Genomic DNA, 20,763 nt, shown 5'->3' on the forward strand with positions numbered 1-20,763 from the left:
CACATGCGTCCGATGCGGGAACAGAACCCGCATCGAGCTCGCCCTATAGCATACCGGGTGAGTCCCCACCTGAACAGGGATTCACCCGGTCATCCGTTGGCTGACAGGCGGACGAGCAGACAGCGGACCGAGCGCTTCACCCGCCCGGACGGGTCTCGGCGGTGCGCTCGGCGGGGCCGGGGCCCATGGGCACGGCGGCGGCCGGGGCCACCACCTGCGTGGGCACCAGCTGCTGGGGCTTGGGCGCCTTCTCCTCGGCCACCTTGCGCGACAGCGAGCCCTCCAGCGAGCGGGCGAACTCCACCAGCTTCGTGTCGGTGGAGCCCAGGCTCTTCTTCAGCGCCTTCCAGAAGGGGTGCTCCGCCTCGCCGGCCTGCACCAGCCCGCGCGCCAGCAGCGAGGTGGCCGCCTCGCGATCCTTCGCCGAGGCACCGCGCAGCGCCTGCACCAGTTCCTCCGGGGCCGTGCGCGCCACGGCGCCCAGACCCTCGACCATCTCCGACTCGGAGCCGACATCGCCCGAGGAGGCCCCGGACAGCTCGACGATGCGCGAGAGCGCCTCGGCGTTGCCGCTGGCGGCCAGCTCCACCATGCTGCCCAGCCCGGGCACCTCCACCGACAGCTCACGCGCCACCGAGCGCAGCCGGCCATACACCTCCGTACCGGCCGAGTAGCTGTCCAGCAGCGTGCGCACCCCGAGGTAGTCCTGCGGGTTGGACTGGTAGAGGCTCTCGGCCAGCACCGCGCGCACCGCGGGGTCCCTCTCGCTGCGCCACGCCGTGCGCAGGAAGCCGATGTTGCGCGGATCCCTCTGGCTGCCCAGTGCCAGGTACGTCTTCACCCGGCTGGTCACCTCGGCCAGGGGGCTGCTCGACTTCTCCTCGCTGGCGAGCTCCGCCACCGCGCGCCCGGGGCCCATCGTGGAGCCCATCGAGGCCACCGCCGCGCCCAGCGCGTCCAGCCCGCGCACCACCGGTCCGGAGCGGCCCGGGTAGTCGTTCACCATCATGGAGAAGATGAACTTCTCCCCACCGGCCGCCTGCACGTAGCCGCTGAGGGCCGACACGTTCTCCAGCGTGCCCGTCTTGGCGCGCAGCCGGCCCACGGCCTCGGTGCCATCGAAGCGGTAGCGCAGCGTGCCGTCCTTGCCGGCGATGCCCAGCGAGGACAGGTACTCGGGCGCCAGCGGGAAGCGCTCGTACATGTAGCGGAGGATCCGGTCCATCTGCGCGGCGGAGAAGCGGTTGGCGTCATTGAGGCCGCTGCCGTTCTTCATCACGTAGGTGCCGCGGGGGATGCCCACCTCGCGCGAGAGGAAGTCCTCCACCACGTCGATGCCCTTGGCGAAGGTGCCCGGCACCCCACGCGCCTCGGCGCCCATCGTCTTGAGGAGCGTCTCGGCGATGAAGTTGCTCGACACCTTGTTGAGGCGCTTGAGGATGACGTCGAAGGTCTCCGAGTGGGCCACGTACACCAGCCTGGCCTTCTGGGGCGTGACACCCGGCTTCACCTTGCCCTTCACCTTCACGCCACGCGCGTTCAGCATCTGCTTGAGCGTCTGGCCGAAGTACATGGGCGGGTTGTCGATCTTCTTGTACACGCTCATGTAGCCGCCACCCTGGGCCACCTGACCGCGCACGACGATCTTCTGCTGGGCACCGGAGGCATCCGAGGCCACCGAGAAGCGGCGGGCCCGGTGGTTGCCGGTGGTCAGCTGGTTGTCCACCGCGAAGTAGTCGCTGGGCGGCTCGAGCTCCACCACGCCCTTGGCGCCCACGACGTCACCCGGACGCAGGTACACCCCCACCGCGTTCCAGTTGAGGCTCAAAGCACCGGTGGGGGCCATGTAGGCCCGATCCGAGTCCTCCTGGTCATAGCCGGGAGGGGTGCGCTCGGGGTCGAACCACGCCTCGTCCACGACGATGTCCTGCACCTCGCGCAGGCCGGTGTGGAAGAGGTCGGCCACCATGCCGTAGAGGCGCTCGGTGTTGATGGAGGGGTCGCCCTTGCCGCGCACGTAGAGCGTCTTGGCCTTGAGGCCATCGGACTCGGGCTCCACGAGGAACTCGGTCTCGAAACGGTACTCGGGCCCGAGCGTGACGAGCGCCGCCGCCGAGGTGACGAGCTTCACGTTGGAAGCGGGGTTGAGCAGCTCGTCGGCGTTCTGGCTGAACACCACCGTGCCGTCGTCGAGGCTCATCATGTGGATGCCCACACGGCTCGCGTTGAGGGGCTCGCGTTGCAGCACCTGCATCAACGAAGCCTTGAGTGCCTCGCGCTCGGCGCGCTTCTTGTCGTCCGCGGCGGCGACACCCGCGCGCGGAAACGTGACGAAAATGGCGAACGTCACGGCCAAGAGGGATCTGGCTCGGTGAACCTGCACGTGCTCTCCGGGGAAGGTGGCAGCCATTATGGGAGGGGGAGTCAGGGGCGGCAAGGGAGACACTCGATCGGAGAGTGCGTACCGGGTGCCCGGTCTTCCACCAGGCGGCAAAGCATCTCGGCTCGTGTGGACTAGTGCTCGATTTCAGAGAAGGACGACCAGGCGGGCATGCGTGTGATATCGCCCCGAATCCTACCCACCCGGGCCGACATGGCGGAGGTGTTCCCACGAGGGTGAGAGACACTCCGACAGGAGAGAGCCGGCGAGGGCCCATCCACCGGCGGCGGTCATTCGGTGGACAGCGGCGACTCGTAGCTGCGGATGGCTTCATCGAGGACACTGCGGAAGTAGTGCTCCGCCTCACCGGGGCCGTCGCGGAGCGCTATCAGGTGGGGGTACACGCGCGCGTCCTGGAGCTCCATCGCCGCCTCGACGACCAGGACCATGACGTTGTTGGCGGAAAGCGCCGCCAGGAGGGGCTCCAGCACCCGGGGGTCCTTCCTCCGGGCGAGCCCCACGAGCGCCTCGCCCCGGGTCTCCTCGTGGGGATCCGAGAGCCGGCGCAGCAGGGCCTCCCGCAGCTCGGGCGTGTCGATGTCGAGCTGGGTGCCCAGATTGAAGGTGGCCCAGTTGCGGACGTCCTCGTCGGGGTCACCCGACAGCGCGATGAGCGCGGCGATGGCCTCCGGGTCCTGCTGGCACATCAACCCGTGGACCACCCCCATCCGCACCTCCGCGCTCGGGTGGGTCTTCAGCGTCACGAGCTCCGGCACCGCACGCGGATCTCTCAGGTGACCGAGCGCGGTCGCGGCGGACTCGAGCACGGCGGGCTCGGTCTCCCGGCGGAGCAGGTCCAGCAGGAGTTGGAGGGACTCCTCGGGGAAGGTCCGCTTGGGGATGCCCAGCTGGCCGAGGATGTCCGCGCCCCGGCCGCGCTCGCGAGCCAGCGGCGACTGCACGAGCCGCTTCGCCGCCTCGAAGACCTCGCGGGTGCCCCGCCAGTGGAGCAGGGCGATGGCATCCCAGGCCTGTTCGTCGTCTTCCTCGCCCCGCAGGGAGAGGGCGATGAGCTCTTCGGTGCTACGGGGATCCTCGGGTCTGCGGTAGTCCATGGCGCATCCGTGCAATCGAGCCCCCCGGGGAGCCCTGAAGTAATGACTCCCCGGCTTCCAGGATAGGCCTGGAAGTGATTCTGATTGAGTTCCGAACAGGTGAGTGCTGTGTCACAAATGAGGGGCCCGATGCCACCGCCACTCCGCCATGCGGTCCTGGCGCTCCTCGTGGCGCTCGTGCCCGGCTGCCGCGCCGAGCGCCCACCGCCGGCCATCACCGTGCTCATCGAGGCTCCTCCCGAGAGTCTGGACAGCCGGCTCACGCTGTCGGCCACGGGCCAGCGCATCGCACAGCTCATCACCCCCGGGCTCATCACCTTCGACGACAGCAGCACACCCGTGCCGGACCTCGCCGAGTCCTTCCGCGAGCTGACCCCCACGCTCGTGGAGCTCACCCTGCGTCCGGGGCTCACCTTCCACGACGGGAGCGCCCTCACCGCCGAGGACGTGAAGGCCACCTACGACAGCATGGGGGACGCGGCCATCGCCAGCCCGCGGGCGGAGCGGTACGCGGCCGTCGAGCGCGTCACGGTGGTGGACGCGCGCACGGTGCGCTTCCACCTGCGCCGGCCCTACGCGCCACTGCTCGCCGAGCTGTCCCTGGGCATCCTCCCCGCCGAGCGCGCCTCGGCCGCCGGCAAGGAGGCACAGGGCCGGGCTCCCATCGGCGCGGGCCCCTTCCGCTTCGAGTCCCAGCCGGACGAGGAGCACCTCACGCTGGTGCCCTTCGCGGGCCACTACCGCGGCGCGCCCGCCATCCCCCGGCTGCACTTCCGCGTGGTGCGAGATGAGACGACGCGCGTGCTGGAGCTGCTCAAGGGCCGCGCGGACCTGGTGCTCAACGCGCTCTCCCCCGCCGTGCTGCCGGCGCTGAAGCGCGAGCCCTCGCTGCGCGTCCTCACCAAACCGGGCACCGGCTTCGCCTACCTGGGCCTCAACCTGCGCGGAGGGCCGCTCACGGACGTTCGGGTGCGCCGGGCCTTGTGTCACCTCGTCGACGTGGGGCCGCTCGTCACGTACAAGTTCCACGGCCTGGCCGAGCCCGCCCAGTCCATGCTGCCGCGCACGCACTGGGCCTGGGCTCCCGTCACGGGCTGCCGGTACGACCCGAAGGAAGCCGCGCGGCTGCTGGACGAGGCGGGCTACCCGGACCCGGATGGGCCCGGAGGCGCGCCCCGCCTCCGGCTCCAGCTCAAGACGAGCACGGACCGATTCCGCCGCTCGGTGGCGCTCGTGCTCCAGGAGCAACTGGCGCGCGGCGGCGTGGCCGTGGAGGTGCGCTCGCTCGAGTTCGGCACCTTCTTCAACGACATCCGCCGGGGCAACTTCGAGCTCTTCACCCTCAAGTGGGCCTCCGTCATCGAGCCGGACCTGCTGCGTGGCGCGTACCACTCGGGCAACGTGCCCTCGGAGACCAACCACTGGGGCGGCTTCAACCGGGGCGCGCTGAAGGACGAGGCGCTCGATGCCCTGCTCGACGAGGCCAGCCGCGTCTCCACCCCCGAGCGCGTGGTGCTCTACGCACGGGCACAGGAGCGGGTGGACGCGCTGATGCCCGTGGTGCCCCTGTGGCACGAGAGCTCCGTGGCGGTCGCCTCCCAGCGGCTCCAGGATTTCGAGCCGAGCGCCCACGGCATGTTCACTCCGCTGGCGCGGGCGAGGATGGTGGAGCCATGAGGCGGCTCGTCTCCGCGGGGGTGGCGCTGGTGGGCGCGCTGCTGCTCGTGTCGCTCTTCCTGCACCTCGTGCCGGGAGATCCCATCGACGTGATGCTCGGCGAGCAGGCCACGCAGGTGGACCGGGAGGCACTGCGCCGCGCGGTGGGCCTCGACCAGCCCGTGCACCTCCAGCTCTGGAGCTTCACCCGGGACTTCCTCACCGGCGAGCTGCGCACCTCGCTGCCGCCCTTCCAGAAGAAGGTGCTGCCCACCATTGGCACGGCCCTACCCCACACGCTGCTGCTCGCGCTCGCGTCCATGCTCATCGCCGTGGTGCTGGCCATTCCGCTCGGCGTGTTCGCGGCCTCGCGCCGGGGCACGGCGGTGGACGCGGCGGCCATGAGCGCGGCCGCGGCCGGCGTGGCCCTGCCCCGCTTCTGGCTGGGCCCGGTGCTCATCATCCTCTTCGCCCTGAAGCTGGACTGGCTGCCCGTGTCCGGCGCGGACTCCTGGCGCCACCTCGTGCTGCCCGCCTTCACGCTGGGCACCGCGCTCGCGGCGTTCCTCGCGCGGATGACCCGGGCCTCCATGCTGGAGGCGCTGCGCGAGGACTACGTCACCGTGGCCCGCGCCAAGGGGCTCCACCCGCGCGCCGTGCTGTGGCGGCACGCCTTCCGCAACGCCCTGCTGCCCATCCTCACCGTGCTCGGGCTCGAGTTCGGCGCCCTGCTCGGCGGCGCCATCGTCACCGAGAAGGTGTTCGCCTGGCCCGGCATGGGCACCCTGCTCCTCTCGGCCATCGAGAGGCGCGACTACAACACCGTGCGCGCCACCGTGCTCGTCTTCACCTGCTGCTACGTGCTCGTCAACACGCTCACCGACATGGCCTATTCGCTCGTGGACCCGCGCGTGCGGAGGCGCGCATGAGGAGGCTCCACTTCCGCTCCGTGGGCGGGCGCTTCGGCCTCGCCGTGGCGGGGCTGCTCGTCCTCACCGCGCTGCTCGCCCCCGTGCTCAGCCCCTACGCGCCGGAGCGCATCGACCTCGCCGCCGAGCTCACCCCGCCCGGCCCCGGCCACCTGCTCGGCGCGGGGGAGAATGGCATCGACCTGCTCACCCATGTCCTCCACGGGGCGCGCCTCTCGCTCGTGGTCGCGGTGTTCGCCGTGGCCCTCTCGGCGCTGGTGGGCACCGTGCTCGGCGGGCTCGCGGGGTATGTGGGCGGGCTCGTGGACGAGGCCCTCATGCGCCTCACGGACGTGCTGCTCGCCTTCCCCGGCATCCTCCTGGCCATCTTCATCACCGCCGTGCTGGGGCCCTCGCTGACGCACGTCATCTTCGCCCTGAGCTTCACCGGGTGGACGGGCTACGCCCGGCTGGCGCGGGCCCAGGTACTCACCCTGCGCGAGCGCGATTATGTGCAGGCCGCGCGGGCGCTCGGTGCCGGCAACGCGCGCATCCTCTTCCGCCACCTGCTGCCCAACGCCGCGGGGCCGCTCGTCATCCAGGCCACCTCCGCCCTGCCCGGCGCCATCCTCGCCGAGGCCTCGCTCAGCTTCCTCGGGCTCGGCGCACCTCCTGGGACGCCCTCGTGGGGAGCGCTGGTGGACCAGGGCACGCAGTACCTCCTCGTCGCGCCCCACGTGGCCCTCTTCCCCGGGCTGGCGCTGGCCCTCACGGTGCTCGGCTTCCACCTGCTCGGAGACGCCGTGCGCGATACGCTGGACCCGAAGCACCTGGAGCACCGGCCCTGAGTGGCCGCTCGCCGCCCGACAGGAGAGCCATGCCGCACTGGAAGTGGAAGACATTCCCGGAGCTGACGCTCGACGAGCTCTACCGCCTGCTGGCGCTGCGGCAGGAGGTGTTCGTGGTGGAGCAGCGCTCCATCTACCAGGACGCCGATGGCTACGACCGCGGCTCCCACCACCTGCTCGGGACCGAGGAAGGCCCGGACGGCGCCCAGCTCGTGGCCTACCTGCGCGTGCTGCCGCCGGGGCTGAAGTACCCGGAGGCGAGCCTTGGCCGGGTGGTCACCGCCCCGAGCGCGCGCCGCTTCGGCTACGGCAAGGTGCTGGTGGAGAAGGGGCTGGCCTTCCTGGAGGAGCACCATCCCCGGACGCCCATCCGCATCGGAGCGCAGAACTACCTGCGGCGCTTCTACGAGGGCTTCGGCTTCCGAGCGGTGGGGGACGTCTACGACGAGGACGGCATCCCCCACGTGGACATGTACCGTTGAATGCTCCCTCTCCCTCCGGGAGAGGGCGGGGGGTGAGGGTATCCGCCCCCGTGCTCCCCACGGTGGGCCAGGACGAGAGAGCAACCTGGTTGCTCCAGCTACCCTCACCCCGTCCCTCTCCCTTCGGGAGAGGGGAAATCACTACACGTTCCCCCCGGTCCCGGGCAGCTCAGGTGCGCACGAAGGCGCTCGCGTCGGGCAGCCCGCTGCCAGAGGTATCGACACCCATCGCGGTGAGGATGCCCGAGAAGATGTCCGCCTCGTTCGACTCCATCTTGCTGGGTTGGGGCGCACCGGTGCGCGGGTCGAAACCGTAGGTCAGCGTGGTCTTCGGATCGACGCCTCCGAGCACCGTGTTGCCCCGGACCATCGGCGAGAGGATCATGAAACCGTTGTTGAGATCATGCCCGGTGCCGAACCTGGTGGCCCCCTCCTGCCGTGTGCGCGAGCGCCCGAACTCGGTGGCCATGTAGATCAACGAGCGGTCCCACAGGCTCTCGCCGCTCGAGTCGAAGGGCTCCGACTTGAGCAGCTCGATCAGCTTGTCGATCGTGCCCATCAGGCGCTCCCACATGAAGGCCTGGACCGAGCGGTGCTCATTGTGGCTGAAGTCGAAGGCCAGCGGCGGGTTGGTGAACTGCTTGGATGAACTCAACGCGATGTTGAACGACGGGCCCAGTGTCACCGACACCGACACCCGGTTCTTGATCAGCAGGAAGGCCAGCGCCGCCTGCCCCTCCACGGGATCCGTCAGGTAGTTGGGGAAGACCGCGCGCAGCCGCTCCGCATCGGGGGAGCTCGACAGGCCATACTCGGAGAGCGGCGTCTCCGACGGATTGTCGGGCATCACGTTGAGGCGGCTGATCAGATCCTGCGCCTCCAGCGCGGCCTGCCCCGAGGCGCGCTGCTCGTTCCACAGCTCGAGCACCGCCGCCTCGTCGAAGGTCTTCCCGAAGACCGACTGGGCATCGAGCGAGTTGCGCACGACCCGGGCCAGGTTCACCACGTCGCGGGAAGGCACGTCCTTGAGGCCCTTCATGCCATCCAGGCCCAGGGGCCAGAACGAGGGTTTGGCCACCACCTCTCCGTAGCAGTAGGCGGGAAGGGAGCTGTCGGCGCCGCGCTCGGCGAAGCCCGAGTTGGCCATGTTCACGTTGGGAATGGGAAAGCCCGCGCCGTACTGGAGGGCCACACACTCCTGCAACGTGCGGCCGCGCCAGGCGCCGCTGCCTGTCAGGCTCCGCTTCTGGGCGATGACATGGTTCACCGAGGTGCCCACCGAGGTGGCCACTAGCATGGAGTCCTTGTACTTCCTCACGAAGGGCAACTGGTCCGTCTTCACCTTCGTGGGGATGCTGCCCAGATAATCGACTTCCATCTTCACGGCACGGAACGGAGAGCCCTCCACGTCCTGCACCTGCGCGTCGGCGAAGGTGTTGAGCTTCGCGGGGTTGCCGCCCACCGCCGTCGTCTCCGAGGCCCGTACCGCCAGCATGCTGTCGACGATGGAGGCGCCTCCTATCGCGCCCACCACGATGAGGAAGCGGGGCTTGCCATCCAGGCGCGCCTGGCGCACGCCCCCGAGTTGCTCGAGTGCCGCCGGAGTATTGAGCCCGTCCCGGCAACCCGTCAGCAGGGGCCCCATCGCGGAGCCCGCGGCGCACATCGACAAGGCCTTCAAGATTTCCCGGCGTGAGAGCCGTCCATTGCTACGCAGTGACATGACGTTCCCTTAGAAGAAGATGGATTCGGCGGAGGAGAGGACGGCGAAGCAGGAAGCGGCCATCCAGTCGCGGCCCGGTGTCGGGCTGCCCGAGGCCTCGATCTGGGTGGCCAGTTGCGACAGGGCGCCCACCTCGGCCTCCGTGGGGGCTCGCAACAGGGTGCGCTGGTAGAGCAAGGTGATGGCGTCGCGGACCGGCGCGCCGTCCCGGCTCGCCAGACGACCCTGCGCGTCGAGCTCGAGGCCCTTGAAGAGGACGGCCTCCCCAGGGGTGGTGACGTCGAGCGAGACGCGCCGGGCGCAAGCCGCCAGCGCTACGCGATCGATGACGTTGGGAGTCGTCGCGCCCGTGACCTTCAGGGGCTCGTAGAGGCCGACGACATACGGATCGACGCCGCCCAGGACCACGTTGTGCACGTTCGTAGTGCAGGCGTACCGGCCCAGCTCGTTGCACACCTGCTCCGGCGGCAGGGCCAGCGCCGAGGCGAAGTGGGCCGTCAGCTGCTCCGGATTCAGGGTGCGCAGGTTGTTGCGCGAGGAGCGGGCCACGTCACCGGAGGAACCCGTGCCGGCATCGGCGGGCGGCGTACCGGCATCCGGCTCCGAGGGCGAGGGAGCGGGGCACGCGGAGAGGACACAGGCGGAGGACAGCAGCAACACGCGAATGAAATCAGGGCGCACCGTAGGCCTCCGTGCGGATCAGGTCGTGAAGCATGCGCTGCACGCTGTACTGGTGCGTGCCCTTGAAGCGCTTCCAGGTGGCGACGAACTCGGAGTTCTCCTCGGGAGTGGGGGGATGGCCCACGAGCAGCTTCCAGTAGTCGGTGACGGCGGCGATGGCGAAGGCATCGCTGTTGGCCCCGACCTGCGCCCACTCGACGACGTTGTTCACCTTCTGGCCGAAGAGATAGCCGGTCTCCGGTGTCTGGGTAATGATTGGAGAGACATAGGAGTAGAACTTCTCGAGGCGGTTGGGGACGTAGCGAGCCCAACTGCTGAGATCATAGATGTTGATCCCCTGGTAGTTGCGGAAGGGATAGGTCAATGGGTCGAGCGTGGCATGGCAGGCCGCGCAGGCGGGCGCGGTCACGCCCGCGTGATCGTAGTCGCGGGGCTCGCCGGGAACGCTGAAGAGGCCCTCCTGTTTGGCGATGTCGAGGCCCAGGTACGCCCGATAAGCCTGCGACGCGGCGTTGCGCGGCATCGCGCTGAACATCACGAAGTAGAGGAGGCTCCACCTGGAGGTGATGTTGCCCGCGCGGTACGCCTCCTCCATGGGTTGCGTTGGCAGCGTCGGCACCGCCGTGTAGCGGGTGGGGTGGGTCTCCCGGCGCACGAAGTACTTCGCCGTCATCACCTCGCGCGCGTCGTGATCGTCGAGCTGCGTGTAGGCGTAGAGCGCGTAGTCGTCATAATAGTCGCCGAGGGGATTGCTGCCTTTGTCCTCCTCGCCAGCCTTGAACGTGCCCACCGGGCGGATCTTCGGGTGCGCCAGCTTCCACAGCTGCCCGTTCTTGCCGCGCCAGAACTCACTGGTGGTGCACCGATCCAGCTCGGCATCCATCCGGGCGAGCTGGTCGTCACGGCTCAACGCGCTGAGCTCCTCGAGCTGCGCGTAGGTGGGCGGCACGCCGCAGAAGTCGAGCAGCAGGCGCTTGTACGCGAAGCGCGCGTCGTGGCGGCACACGTCGTACCGGGGATTCTCGCCCGCCTGGCAGAGGCCGGTGTCCGCGGGCACGCTGGTGGGATCTCCCGGGAAGGTGCCGCGCTGGATCTCCACGAGGTTGGACACCCCGTCACCGTCGGCGTCCTCCAACTCGACGGCCTTCAGCGCCGTGGGGAGCGCGTACGCGAAGTCAGTGTCTGACAACGGGCGTGGTGCGTTGGGGGCCAGGTGGGGCCCCAGCCCGGCTCCGAAGACGTTTCGCTGAGGGGGCGCGACATGACAGTAATTGCAGGACGGCTGCTGTCCCGTGCACGCCGGCGCCGAAGGATAGGTGGAGCAGAACACACCTCCCGCGGGAGGCTTGGCCAACGCATCCCCCGCGAGGCAGAGGGTGGCTGCCAGAATGAGTCGTCGAAGCACCAGTGCTCCTCATGAGTGGAAGAGGGTTCTGGTGGAGAGACACAGCAGAGGCATTTAAATGAAAATCGGCTTTTCTGTTTCCGGGCCACTGCGGTGTCCCTACGGGTGAACGAACAACCCGCAACGGGAAGAGCGGCCTGGCGCTCACTCCCGAGGACGAGTCCATGGGCTGTAACAGGGAGAGACAACACGAGTGCTGGGACGCCAGCCCCATCCCGCCTTGAAGGCCATCACCGCAGGGCAGAAAGACAAGGACCGGAGCGAGTTCCTGCGCGAGCTGTACACGGCGTATGGCGGCAGCGTGTACGAGCGTTGCCGCTATCTATTGAAGGACGCCACGAAGGCCGAGGACGCGATGCAAGAGGTATTCGCCCGCGCCCTCTCCCATGCGGACGAGCTCCGCGCCAGTTCCTCACCGCTGGCGTGGTTGATGAAGAGCGCCACCCACCTCTGCCTCAACCAACTGCGCGCGGAGCGGGCCCCCTGGCGGCGCTGGTTCGAACGGGACGCGCTGGCCCGTCCGGAGGGGGATGGAGGAGAGCAGAAGATGGAGACACGGGCGCTGCTGCGGTCGTTGCTCTCCCGGGTGGACCTGGAGACGCAGGCGGCGGTGGTGCACTATTGGGTGGATGGAATGACGCTGGGAGAGGTGGCCTCGATGCTGGAGCGCTCGGTGCCCACGGTACGCAAGCGGCTGGAACGATTCGCCGCCCTGACGAACGAGGAGTTGAAGGTCCCATGAGCGCTCACCCGTCGGAATGGACGCTGCGGCGGCTGCACGCCGGCGAGATTCCCGGCCCGGAAAGGCAACGGCTCCAGGCGCATGTGTCCTCGTGCGCGGAGTGTCACGAGGTGATGAAGGGCCTCGAGGCCAACCAGGTCCGCTTCGAGGAGGAGGTTCCCTTCGGGCGGTTCGCGGCCGGCGTGGAGGCAGTGCAGGCGGCGGCACGGCGGGCCTGGGATTCCGCGGGAGGCAAGGGGCAGGCCATGTCCACACTGGGTGTGGAGGCCCACTGGTTCCTGCTGCGCAAGCCATGAGACGCCTGACGGACCTGGCCCGGGTGCTCGTCCTGGGGTTGTTGCTGGCAACGGCCGTGCAGGCCCAGCCGCTGCGCCGCTTCGCGCTGGTGGCTGGCAACGACGAGGGCGGCGCGAACACCCGGCCCCTGCGCTTCGCGAAGGACGATGCGCGCAAGATGCACGAGCTCCTGGTGCGGCTGGGCGGAGTGGAGCCTGGCGATGCGCGGCTGCTGCTGGACGAGAACGCGGAGGACTTCCTCCAGGTGCTCACCAGGCTGGAAGCGCGCGCACGAGAGGCACGGACCCGGGGCGAACGCACCTCGCTCATCGTCTACTACTCGGGCCATGCGAAGGACGACTCGCTGCGGATGGGAGACAGCGCGCTGAGCCTGGAGGCGCTCAAGCGCCGGCTGGCGGCGGCGCCCGTGGACATCCGCATCGCCATCCTGGACTCGTGCCGCTCCGGGGCGCTCACGCGGAGGAAGGGAGCCCGGCGCGCTCCGGCCTTCGTCATCGACACGGACGCCAGGCACGAGAGCCGGGGGCTCGTCATCCTCACCTCCAGCGCGGCGGACGAGGACTCGCAGGAGTCGGATCTGCTGGGCGGCAGCTATTTCTCCCACCACCTGGCCAGCGGGCTGATGGGGGACGCGGACCGCTCGGGCGACGGGCAGGTGACGCTCTTCGAGGCCTACTCCCATGCCTATGCCCGCACCGTGGCGGACACCGCGGACAGCAGCGCAGGTCCCCAGCACCCGACCTTCAGCTACGACCTGGCCGGCCAGGGCGACCTGGTGTTGACGGATGCGCGGGGGAGCAACGAGGGAATGCTGGTGCCTCGCACCGCGCCCGCGGGGGCCTACTACTTCGTGAACCCTCGTGGTCTCGTGGTGGCGGAGCTGCACAAGGCCGCGGACTCCGAGCGGAGGCTGGCCCTGGCCCCGGGCACGTATACGGTGAAGCGGCGGATGACGGACCGGCTACGCGTGGGCGAGGCCGAGGTCCGGCGCGGGCTCACCACGGTGCTCGACGAGTCGCGGCTGCGGGACACGCCCTTCTCGGATGATCCGGTGAAGGGTGTGCCACCCCGGGAGCGCGAGCCCCGCTCGTATTGGACACTGGGCCTCACCGGCGGACATCACGCCTTCTTCAATGCCCCCGCCCTCGAGAGCCTCTTCCCCTACGCGCCCCTGGTGGGCCTGGAGTTGGGCCTGCACGACTACCTGCGCGAGGGGTGGAGCTGGAAGTTCGACCTGGCCCTGGGCGCGCGCGACATCACGCAGGCGTTCCCCGACCTCCCGGGAACGCGCTACCAGTATACGCTGCTGACCGCGGGCACCACGCTGGTGGCCGAGTGGCGCCTGGGCAGCGTGCACCTCTTCATCGGACCACGGCTCGCCTACCTCGGCATGCGCAGCGACTTCAAGGACGCGAGCATCCCGGATCAACAGTACGGGATGATCACTCCAGGTCTCGTGGCCGGCGTGCGGTGGCGACTCTGGGGCGGCTTCGAGCTCACCGCGAGCCCCCGCATCCACTACTTCTTCTACAACGACGATCATCAGCAGCGCTCCCTGGGGTACTGGGAGTTCCTGGTGCTCGTGAAGCACCGCCTCTGAAACCCACCGTGCTCCCCACGGTGGGCCGAACCCCGTCCCTCTCCCGCAGGGAGAGGGGAAGAAGCTCCATCAGGTGCGCACGAAGGCGCTCGCGTCGGGCAGGCCGCTGCCAGAGGTGTCGACCCCCATCGCCGTGAGGATTCCCGAGAAGATGTCCGCCTCGTTCGACGCCATCTTTCCTGGCTCGGGTGCTCCGGTGCGCGGGTCGAAGCCGTAGGTCAGCGTGGTACTCGGATCCACGCCGCCCAGCACCGTGTTGCCCCGGACCATCGGCGAGAGGAGCATGAACCCGTTGTTGAGGTCATGCCCGGTGCCGAAGTTCTCCGTGGCCCCCTCCCGCGTGCGCGTGCGTCCGAACTCGGTCGCCATGTAGATCAACGAGCGATCCCACAGGCTCTCGCCACTCGAGTCGAAGGGCTCCGACTTGAGCAACCCGATCAGCTTGTCGATCGTGTCCATCAGGCGCGACCACATGAAAGCCTGGATGGAGCGGTGATCATTGTGGCTGAAGTCGAAGGCCAGCGGCGGGTTGGTGACCTGATACGAGGGAGTCACCGCCATGTTGAACGACGGCCCCAGCGTCACCGTCACCGACACCCGGTTCTTGAGCAGCAGGAACGCCAGCGCCGCCTGCCCCTCCACGGGATCCGTCAGGTAGTTGGGGAAGACCGCGCGTAGCTTCTCCGCATCGGGGGAGCTCGACAGGCCGTACTCCGAGAGCGGTGTCTTCGGAGGCTGATCGGGCAGCACGTTGAGACGGTTGATCAAGTCCTGGACCTCCAGCGCGGCCTGCCCCGAGGTGCGCTGCTCGTTCCACAGCTCGAGCGCCGCCGCGTCGTCGAAGGTCTTCCCGAAGACCGACTGGGCATCGAGCGAATTGCGCACGCTCCGGGCCAGGGCCACCACCTCGCGGGAAGGCAAGTCCTTGATGCCCTTCATTCCATCGAGGCCCAGGGGCCAGAGCGAGGGGTTGGCCACCACCTCCCCGTAGCAGTGCGCGGGCAGGGTGTTGTCGGTGCCGCGCTCGGAGAAGCCCGAGTTGCCCATGTTCACGTTGGGAATGGGGAAGCCCGCGCCGTACTGAAGGGCCACACACTCCTGCAACGTGCGGCCGCGCCAGGCGTTGTTGCCGGTCAGGCTCCGCTTCTGCGCGATGACATGGTTGACCGACGTGCCCACCGAGGTGGCCACCAGCATGGAGTCCTTGTACTTGCGCACGAAGGGCAGCTGGTCCGTCTTCACCGGCACGGGGATGTTGCCCAGCTGGGGGCTGTCCACCTTCACGGCACGGAACGGAGAGCCCTCCACCAGTTGCACCTGCGAGTCGGCGAAGGTGTTGAGCTTCGCGGCGTTGGCGCCCGCCTCCGAGGCCCGTACCGCCAGCAGGCTGTCGATGATGGAGGCGCCTCCCACGGCGCCCACCACGATGAGGAAGCGGGGCTTGCCATCCAGGCGCGCCTGGCGCACGCCTCCGAGTTGTTCGAGTGCCGCCGGGGTATTGAGCCCGTCTCGGCACCCCGTCAGCAGCGGCCCCAGGGTCGCGGAGCCCGCCGCGCACATCGACAAGGCCTTCAGGATTTCCCGGCGCGAGAGCCGTCCATTGTTACGCAGTGACATGACGTTCCCTTAGAAGAAGACGGATTCGGCGGAAGAGAGGACGGCGAAGCAGGTCGCGATCATCCAGTCGCGGCCCGGCGTCTGACTGCCCTTGGACTCGAGCTGCGTAGCCAGTTGCGACAACGTGCCCACCTCGTTCTCCGTGGGCTCTCTCAACAGGACACGCTGGTAGAGCGCGGTGAGGGCGTCGCGCACCGGCGCACCTTCCCGGTTCGCCAGGCGTCCCTGGGCATCGAGCTCGAGGCCCTTGAAGAGGACCGCCTCCCCAGGGCTGGTGACGTCGAGCGAGACGCGCCGGGCGCAGGCCGCCAGCGACAGTCGATCGATGGCGACGGGAGTCGTCACGCCCGTGGATGTCAGGGGCTCGTAGAGACCGACGCCATACGGCTCGACACCACCCAAGGCCACGTTGTGCACGTACGTGGTGCAGGGGTACTGGCCCAGCTCGTTGCACACCTGCTCCGGCGGCAGGGACAGCGCCGAGGCGAAGTGGGCCGTCAGCTGCTCCGGATTCATGAAGCGCAGGTTGTCGCGCGAGGAGGATGCCACCTCACCGGAGGAACCCGTGCCAGCATCTGCGGGCGGGGGTGTGCCGGCATCCGGCCCCGAGGGCGAGGAGGACGAGCACGCGGAGAAGACACAGGCGGAGGACAGCAGCAACACGCGAAGGAAATCAGGGCGCACCGTAGGCCTCCGTGCGGATCAGGTCATGAAGCATGCGCTGCACGCGGTACTGGTGCGTGCCCTTGAAGCGCTTCCAGGTGGCGACGAACTCGGTGTTCTCCTCGGCGGTGGGGGGATGGCCCACCAGCAGCTTCCAGTAGTCGGTGACGGCGGCGATGGCGAAGGCATCGCTGTTGGCCCCCACCTCCGCCCACTCGACGAGGCTGTTCACTGGCTGGCCGAAGAGGTAACCGGTCTCCGGCATCTGGGTGATGATGGGCGAGACGTTGGGGAAGCGCTTCTCGATGCGGTTGGGCACGTAGGTTCCCCAGGGCGCATCGGGGTTGATGGGGAAGGAGAGGCCCTCGTAGTTGCGGAAGGGGTAGCTCAGCGGATCGAGCGTGGCGTGGCAGGCCGCGCAGGTGGGTTCGGTCACACCCTTGGCGTCGTAGTCACGGGGCTCGCCGGGTACGCTGAAGAGACCCTCTTGTTTGGCGATGTCGAGGCCCAGATACGCCCGGTAGGCCTGCGACGCGGCGTTGCGCGGCAGCGCGCTGAACATCACGAAGTACAGGAGGCTCCACCTGGAGGTGATGTTGCCCGCGCGGTGCAACTCATCCATGGACTGCGTCGGCAACGACGGCACCACCGTATAGCGGGTGGGGTTGGACTCCCGGCGCACGAAGTACTTCGCCGTCATCACCTCGCGCGCGTCGTGGTCGTCGAGCTGCGTGTAGGCGTAGAGCGCGTAGTCGTCATAGTAATCGGCGAGGGCAATGGTCCCGGGGTCCTCACCCTCCTTGAGCGAGCCCACCGGGCGGATCTTCGGGTGCGCCAGCTTCCACAGCTGCCCGTTCTTGCCACGCCAGAACTCGGTGGTGGTGCACCGGTCCAGCTCGGCATCCATCCGGGCGCGCTGCTCGTCGGCGCTCAGCGCGCTGAACTCCTTCAGCTGCGCATAGGTGGGCGGCACGCCGCAGAAGTCGAGCAGGAGGCGCTTGTACGCGAAGCGCGCGTCGTAATGACAGACGTCGTACTGGGGATTCTCGCCTGCCTGGCAGCGGCCGGTGTCCACGGGTACGCTGGTGGGATCAGCCGGGAAGGTCCCGCGCTGGATCTCCACGAGGTTGGACACACCGTCACCATCGGCGTCCTCCGCCTCGACGGCCTCGAGCGCCCAGGGAAGCGCGGACGCGAATTCCCCATCGGACAGGGGGCGCGTCGCGCCAGGCGCCAGGTGACGCTCCAGCCTGGAACCGAAAGCGTTGCGCTGTGGCGGCGCGACGTGACAGTACGTGCAGGCCGGCTGTTGCCCCACGCACGTGGGCGCCGAGGGATAGGTGGAGCAGAACACCCCGCCCGCGGGAGGCTTGGCCAACGCCACCCCCGACAGGAATACGGCGGCCCCCAGAATGAGTCCTCGAAGCACGAGGACCCCCGGAGCCACCGGATGAAGGAGCCGTATCAGGTTGTCTTTTCGTGCTTCGGTCCGCGTCGTTTCGTTCCTTGGCGTATCCGTCCCGTCACTCTTCATCGGATCCATTTCCCCGGCCCAGGCCGCCTCGTCGGCGACCCGGATGGTTTGTCATCGCGAGAAGACGGGAACAACCGACGCTCCCGGGCGGAGCGCCGCTTAATCGACACGCACGCGCGAGTGTCGAAGAAGTCCGCCGGTCCAGACCGGGAGCCGTGGCCTGCTGAGTGGAGGGAGGACTACCCGCGCCGGGGCGCGTGGGACGAGGTGGCCGGTGCGTGGTTCCCCAGCTGGGAGGTGAGGGCCCCCAGCCACCGCGCCATGTCCTCGGGAGAATGGAGCGAGCGTCGATCCAACCACCACTCGAGCACCCCCATGTAGGCCGAGGTCAAGAAGCGGTTCACGACGGGGACGGGAACCCCCGCGCTCAGGAGAGGGTTACCGGCTCTCTCCAGATCGAGATTCATGAGCTGCTCGAGGAGGTTGCGCAACTGGACCGCGAAGGCGCGCATGCCGCTCCGGCCGAGCATGAGGTGATACAGCTCGTGGTGCTCGGCCGCGTGCTGGAACCACTCCAGCAGGGTTCGATGGAGACGATCGGGTGAGTCACCCAGCTGATGACTCCTCCGCGAGAGTTCGAGGATCATGTCCTTCATGACCTGCGTGAGCAGCTCGTCCTTGTCGCGGTAGTGCAGGTAGAAGGTGCTGCGGTTGAGCTGGGCGCGCTCGGTGATGTCCTGCACGCTGATGGCGTCGAAGCCCCGCTCACGAATCAACCCGAGGAGCGCATCGCGGAGCATGGCGCGGCTGCGTTGGACACGCGGATCCACGGGGCGTGCCTGTCTGTTCGATGGCTTGGGCATGGGACAGAGGAGTGAACAGCAGGAGCCCCATCCCATTCCACTCCCATCAGGCGCGAGTCCTCCTCCGGCGCGAGGCCAGCAGCGCGAGCCCCACGAGCGTCCCGAGCGCGAGAGCACCCGGCCCACCGTTGGTGGAACCACAGGACCAGCCGAGCGGAGAGCGCTGTGGTCCCGTGCCCGCATCGGGTGCACCCCCATCCGTTCCGCCGCCCGTCCCACCATCCTCTCCGCCGCCCGTTCCCGCGTCCGTCCCACCATCCTCTCCGCCGCCCGTTCCCGCGTCCGTCCCACCACCCGGAGAGGCATTCAGGTCCACCGACATCAGGAACATGTTCTCGCCACTCGAGCTCGGGGCGTAACCACCATGGGAGTAGTTCAAGTCCTTCGAGGTGGTGGAGCCACCGATGAACAGGCGTGACGCGTTCTGATTGTCACTCCACAGCGCGTGGACACGGTCCGCTCCGTTCCCACCAACGAACGAGCCCCATGCCACCGGAGGCCGCGAATCCAGTTCCACCTTCGCCACGAAACCCTCAACCCCCCCCTGCTCCATGGAGGTATCGAATCCCCCAGCCACGGGAAAGTCAGGCGAATCCGTCTGCCCTCCCACGTAGAGCTGCCCGGACCCATCGGTCGCCAGGGCGAAGAGCTGATCACGCCCGCTCCCCCCGATGAGGAAGGTCTGCTTCAAGGGCATGTCGCCGGTGGCGCTCAGACCACTTCCGAAGACAGCCGCGAAGACGTCGGATGGGCCCCTGACACTGCCAGCGTTCGGGAACCGGGTGGCCGCCGTGTTCCCCCACACCACCACGTCTCCCGTGAAAGTGAGGCTCACCGCACGCGCCTCGTCGTTCCCATCATTTCCACCCAGACGGATGATCTGCTTGCGGCTGGGATCGTTATTGGTGATGGGGAAGATGGGCACGACGAAGGCGTCCGTCGTGCCCGCCGTGGCACCACTCTGCGCGGCGGGTTCCCCGCTCCCCACGACGTAGAGAACGATCTCGTCCTGAGCGATGGCATCGTACGCCACATCATCCCCCGCGCCCTGGATGAGCACGGTCCAATCCACCTTGGGCTCGCCGAGGTCGATGCGAGACACGAACCCCTCGGAGCCCTGGAAGCCGGCATCCGTGGGGGACTTGATGTCCGGGATGTCTTTCGACCAGGTCCGCCCGACGACGAACGCCCGGGTGTCCGAGACCCGGCGCAGGTTGTGGACCTCGTCCCTGTCACTCCCACCGAAGCGGACGAATCCGTCGATCCGCTTCCCGGAGGGATCGAGTCTGGCCATGAAACCATCACTGGCACTGGGGCCCGTGCCTCCCAGCGATCGACTGATGCCGACCCCGCCATCGGGCAGGTTCCACTGGACCTCATCGGTGGTCGTGCTGCCCGTGACGAACACCTCGCCCGTGTCATTGACCGCGAGCGCCTTGCCCTCGTCGGTTCCGTTGCCACCGAGCTGCGTCGCCCAGACGAGCCCACCGTCATTGCTGAACCTGGCGACGAGCACATCGGTTCCGCCGCCCAGCTCTCCGATGACCCCTCCATCCGGAGGGGCGCCCAGGGAACCGCCATAGGTGCCGACGATGAAGATGTCCCCCGCCGCGTTCTGCTCGATGTCCCAGAGCGTGTTGGTGAGACCCGTGCCTCCGAGATAGGTGTCCCAGAGGACGAGCGGATCCACCACCACCGGGCGCGCCGGATCCTCCACGTCCACCAGGATGGCGTACTCCCATCGCTCCTGACCCACCGGGCGTGCATCCGCGAAGCGGCAACCCACTTCGCGCGAGTGGCCATCCGCCGCTTCCTGCACACACCGCAACCCCTCCTCTCTCAGCACGCCCTCACCCAGGTCTACCTCCAGCGCGCGCCCCTCCTCCACGACCCGCACCTCCCGCGCGCCGTCGTATTCCAACTTCACCCGGCGCAGATCCGCTCCGCGCTCGGCCCGGAAGCCGTACTCCACGCCCTCGGCGCGCTCCTCGAGCCACAGGTCCACTCCCGGCAATACGCCCGGGTAGCGCAGCCCTCCATAGGTGGGCACCTCCCGCTGCCAGGCCTCGCGCGGCCCCACCAACCGATGGAGCTTCGCCTCTCGCGGCTTCTCCGCCCGGGGCTTCACCGCGCGTCCGCCGGCCACGCTCCACCCCAGCTCACGCGTCCGCTGGGTGCGCGAGGGCAGGCGCAGCGCCAGGCCCTTGTCGGTGAAGAGGGCACTGGCATCTCGGCGCTGAAGCACGAAGTGCCCCGCGGAGCCCGTTGGTGCGGGGGCGATGCCCGAGCGGAAGAGAGGCACAGGGAGA

Annotated in this window: 17 protein-coding genes; 7 read left to right on the forward strand and 10 right to left on the reverse strand. The window is 68.6% G+C overall.

Annotation, left to right across the window (positions count from 1 at the left end):
* Positions 1 to 136: 136 nt before the first annotated feature.
* Positions 137 to 2,383 carry a D-alanyl-D-alanine carboxypeptidase/D-alanyl-D-alanine endopeptidase gene (gene dacB / locus JRI60_RS43250; RefSeq protein WP_204221910.1) on the reverse strand — a complete coding sequence of 749 codons (2,247 nt, stop codon included), beginning with the start codon at positions 2,381 to 2,383 and terminating at the stop codon, positions 137 to 139.
* A gap of 287 nt (positions 2,384 to 2,670) precedes the next feature.
* Positions 2,671 to 3,495 (reverse strand): HEAT repeat domain-containing protein, encoded by an 825-nt coding sequence (locus tag JRI60_RS43255; protein WP_204221911.1) that lies wholly within the window; start codon positions 3,493 to 3,495, stop codon positions 2,671 to 2,673.
* A gap of 129 nt (positions 3,496 to 3,624) precedes the next feature.
* Between JRI60_RS43255 and JRI60_RS43260 the strand changes: the two genes are divergently transcribed.
* Genes JRI60_RS43260 through JRI60_RS43275 form a run of 4 tightly spaced genes read left to right on the forward strand, consistent with a single transcriptional unit; the run spans position 3,625 to position 7,389 of the window.
* A complete protein-coding gene (locus JRI60_RS43260) occupies positions 3,625 to 5,172 on the forward strand; it encodes an ABC transporter substrate-binding protein (RefSeq protein WP_239470065.1) in 1,548 nt (515 codons plus the stop codon).
* Entirely contained in the window at positions 5,169 to 6,080 is a 912-nt protein-coding gene (locus tag JRI60_RS43265; RefSeq protein ID WP_204221912.1) for an ABC transporter permease, read from the forward strand. The genes JRI60_RS43260 and JRI60_RS43265 overlap by 4 nt, the downstream gene beginning before the upstream one ends.
* Positions 6,077 to 6,907, forward strand: a complete 831-nt coding sequence (locus tag JRI60_RS43270; protein WP_204221913.1) for an ABC transporter permease — start codon at positions 6,077 to 6,079, stop codon at positions 6,905 to 6,907. Before JRI60_RS43265 ends, JRI60_RS43270 begins: the two co-directional genes overlap by 4 nt.
* Before the next feature lie 29 nt (positions 6,908 to 6,936).
* Complete coding sequence (locus JRI60_RS43275) at positions 6,937 to 7,389, forward strand: GNAT family N-acetyltransferase (RefSeq protein ID WP_204221914.1); 453 nt, start codon at positions 6,937 to 6,939, stop codon at positions 7,387 to 7,389.
* Between the two features lie 169 nt (positions 7,390 to 7,558).
* On the opposite strand, the gene JRI60_RS43280 is transcribed toward JRI60_RS43275, so the two are convergent.
* Genes JRI60_RS43280 through JRI60_RS43290 form a run of 3 tightly spaced genes read right to left on the reverse strand, consistent with a single transcriptional unit; the run spans position 7,559 to position 11,183 of the window.
* Positions 7,559 to 9,112: a hypothetical protein gene (locus JRI60_RS43280; protein WP_204221915.1), complete on the reverse strand. Its 1,554-nt coding sequence runs from the start codon at positions 9,110 to 9,112 to the stop codon at positions 7,559 to 7,561.
* A gap of 9 nt (positions 9,113 to 9,121) precedes the next feature.
* Complete coding sequence (locus JRI60_RS43285; protein WP_204221916.1) at positions 9,122 to 9,793, reverse strand: hypothetical protein; 672 nt, start codon at positions 9,791 to 9,793, stop codon at positions 9,122 to 9,124.
* On the reverse strand, positions 9,783 to 11,183 hold the full coding sequence (locus JRI60_RS43290) for a hypothetical protein (RefSeq protein WP_204229345.1): 1,401 nt from the start codon (positions 11,181 to 11,183) through the stop codon (positions 9,783 to 9,785). Before JRI60_RS43290 ends, JRI60_RS43285 begins: the two co-directional genes overlap by 11 nt.
* Positions 11,184 to 11,418: 235 nt before the next feature.
* Here JRI60_RS43290 and JRI60_RS43295 point away from each other — a divergent pair, with 235 nt between their 5' ends.
* From JRI60_RS43295 to JRI60_RS43305, 3 genes are read left to right on the forward strand one after another with little or no spacing between them, the layout of a single operon-like run.
* Complete coding sequence (locus JRI60_RS43295) at positions 11,419 to 11,940, forward strand: RNA polymerase sigma factor (RefSeq protein WP_204221917.1); 522 nt, start codon at positions 11,419 to 11,421, stop codon at positions 11,938 to 11,940.
* A complete protein-coding gene (locus JRI60_RS43300; RefSeq protein ID WP_204221918.1) occupies positions 11,937 to 12,236 on the forward strand; it encodes a zf-HC2 domain-containing protein in 300 nt (99 codons plus the stop codon). Before JRI60_RS43295 ends, JRI60_RS43300 begins: the two co-directional genes overlap by 4 nt.
* Positions 12,233 to 13,837: a caspase family protein gene (locus JRI60_RS43305; protein ID WP_204221919.1), complete on the forward strand. Its 1,605-nt coding sequence runs from the start codon at positions 12,233 to 12,235 to the stop codon at positions 13,835 to 13,837. The genes JRI60_RS43300 and JRI60_RS43305 overlap by 4 nt, the downstream gene beginning before the upstream one ends.
* 69 nt (positions 13,838 to 13,906) lie before the next feature.
* Here the strand turns inward: JRI60_RS43305 and JRI60_RS43310 are convergent, their stop codons facing one another.
* The 5 genes from JRI60_RS43310 to JRI60_RS43330 form a co-directional block, all read right to left on the reverse strand.
* Positions 13,907 to 15,454 carry a hypothetical protein gene (locus tag JRI60_RS43310; RefSeq protein ID WP_204221920.1) on the reverse strand — a complete coding sequence of 516 codons (1,548 nt, stop codon included), beginning with the start codon at positions 15,452 to 15,454 and terminating at the stop codon, positions 13,907 to 13,909.
* Positions 15,455 to 15,463: 9 nt separating this feature from the next.
* Positions 15,464 to 16,138 (reverse strand): hypothetical protein, encoded by a 675-nt coding sequence (locus JRI60_RS43315; protein WP_204221921.1) that lies wholly within the window; start codon positions 16,136 to 16,138, stop codon positions 15,464 to 15,466.
* Positions 16,128 to 17,546, reverse strand: coding sequence for a hypothetical protein (locus JRI60_RS43320; RefSeq protein ID WP_204221922.1), 1,419 nt, complete (start codon positions 17,544 to 17,546; stop codon positions 16,128 to 16,130). Before JRI60_RS43320 ends, JRI60_RS43315 begins: the two co-directional genes overlap by 11 nt.
* Before the next feature lie 284 nt (positions 17,547 to 17,830).
* Positions 17,831 to 18,454: a TetR/AcrR family transcriptional regulator gene (locus JRI60_RS43325; protein ID WP_204221923.1), complete on the reverse strand. Its 624-nt coding sequence runs from the start codon at positions 18,452 to 18,454 to the stop codon at positions 17,831 to 17,833.
* Positions 18,455 to 18,500: 46 nt separating this feature from the next.
* The gene (locus tag JRI60_RS43330) at positions 18,501 to 20,699 is read right to left on the reverse strand and encodes an SBBP repeat-containing protein (protein WP_204221924.1); all 2,199 of its coding nucleotides are present in this window, start codon (positions 20,697 to 20,699) and stop codon (positions 18,501 to 18,503) included.
* Positions 20,700 to 20,763: the final 64 nt, after the last annotated feature.

The organism is Archangium violaceum (assembly GCF_016887565.1).
Classification (GTDB): domain Bacteria; phylum Myxococcota; class Myxococcia; order Myxococcales; family Myxococcaceae; genus Archangium; species Archangium violaceum_B.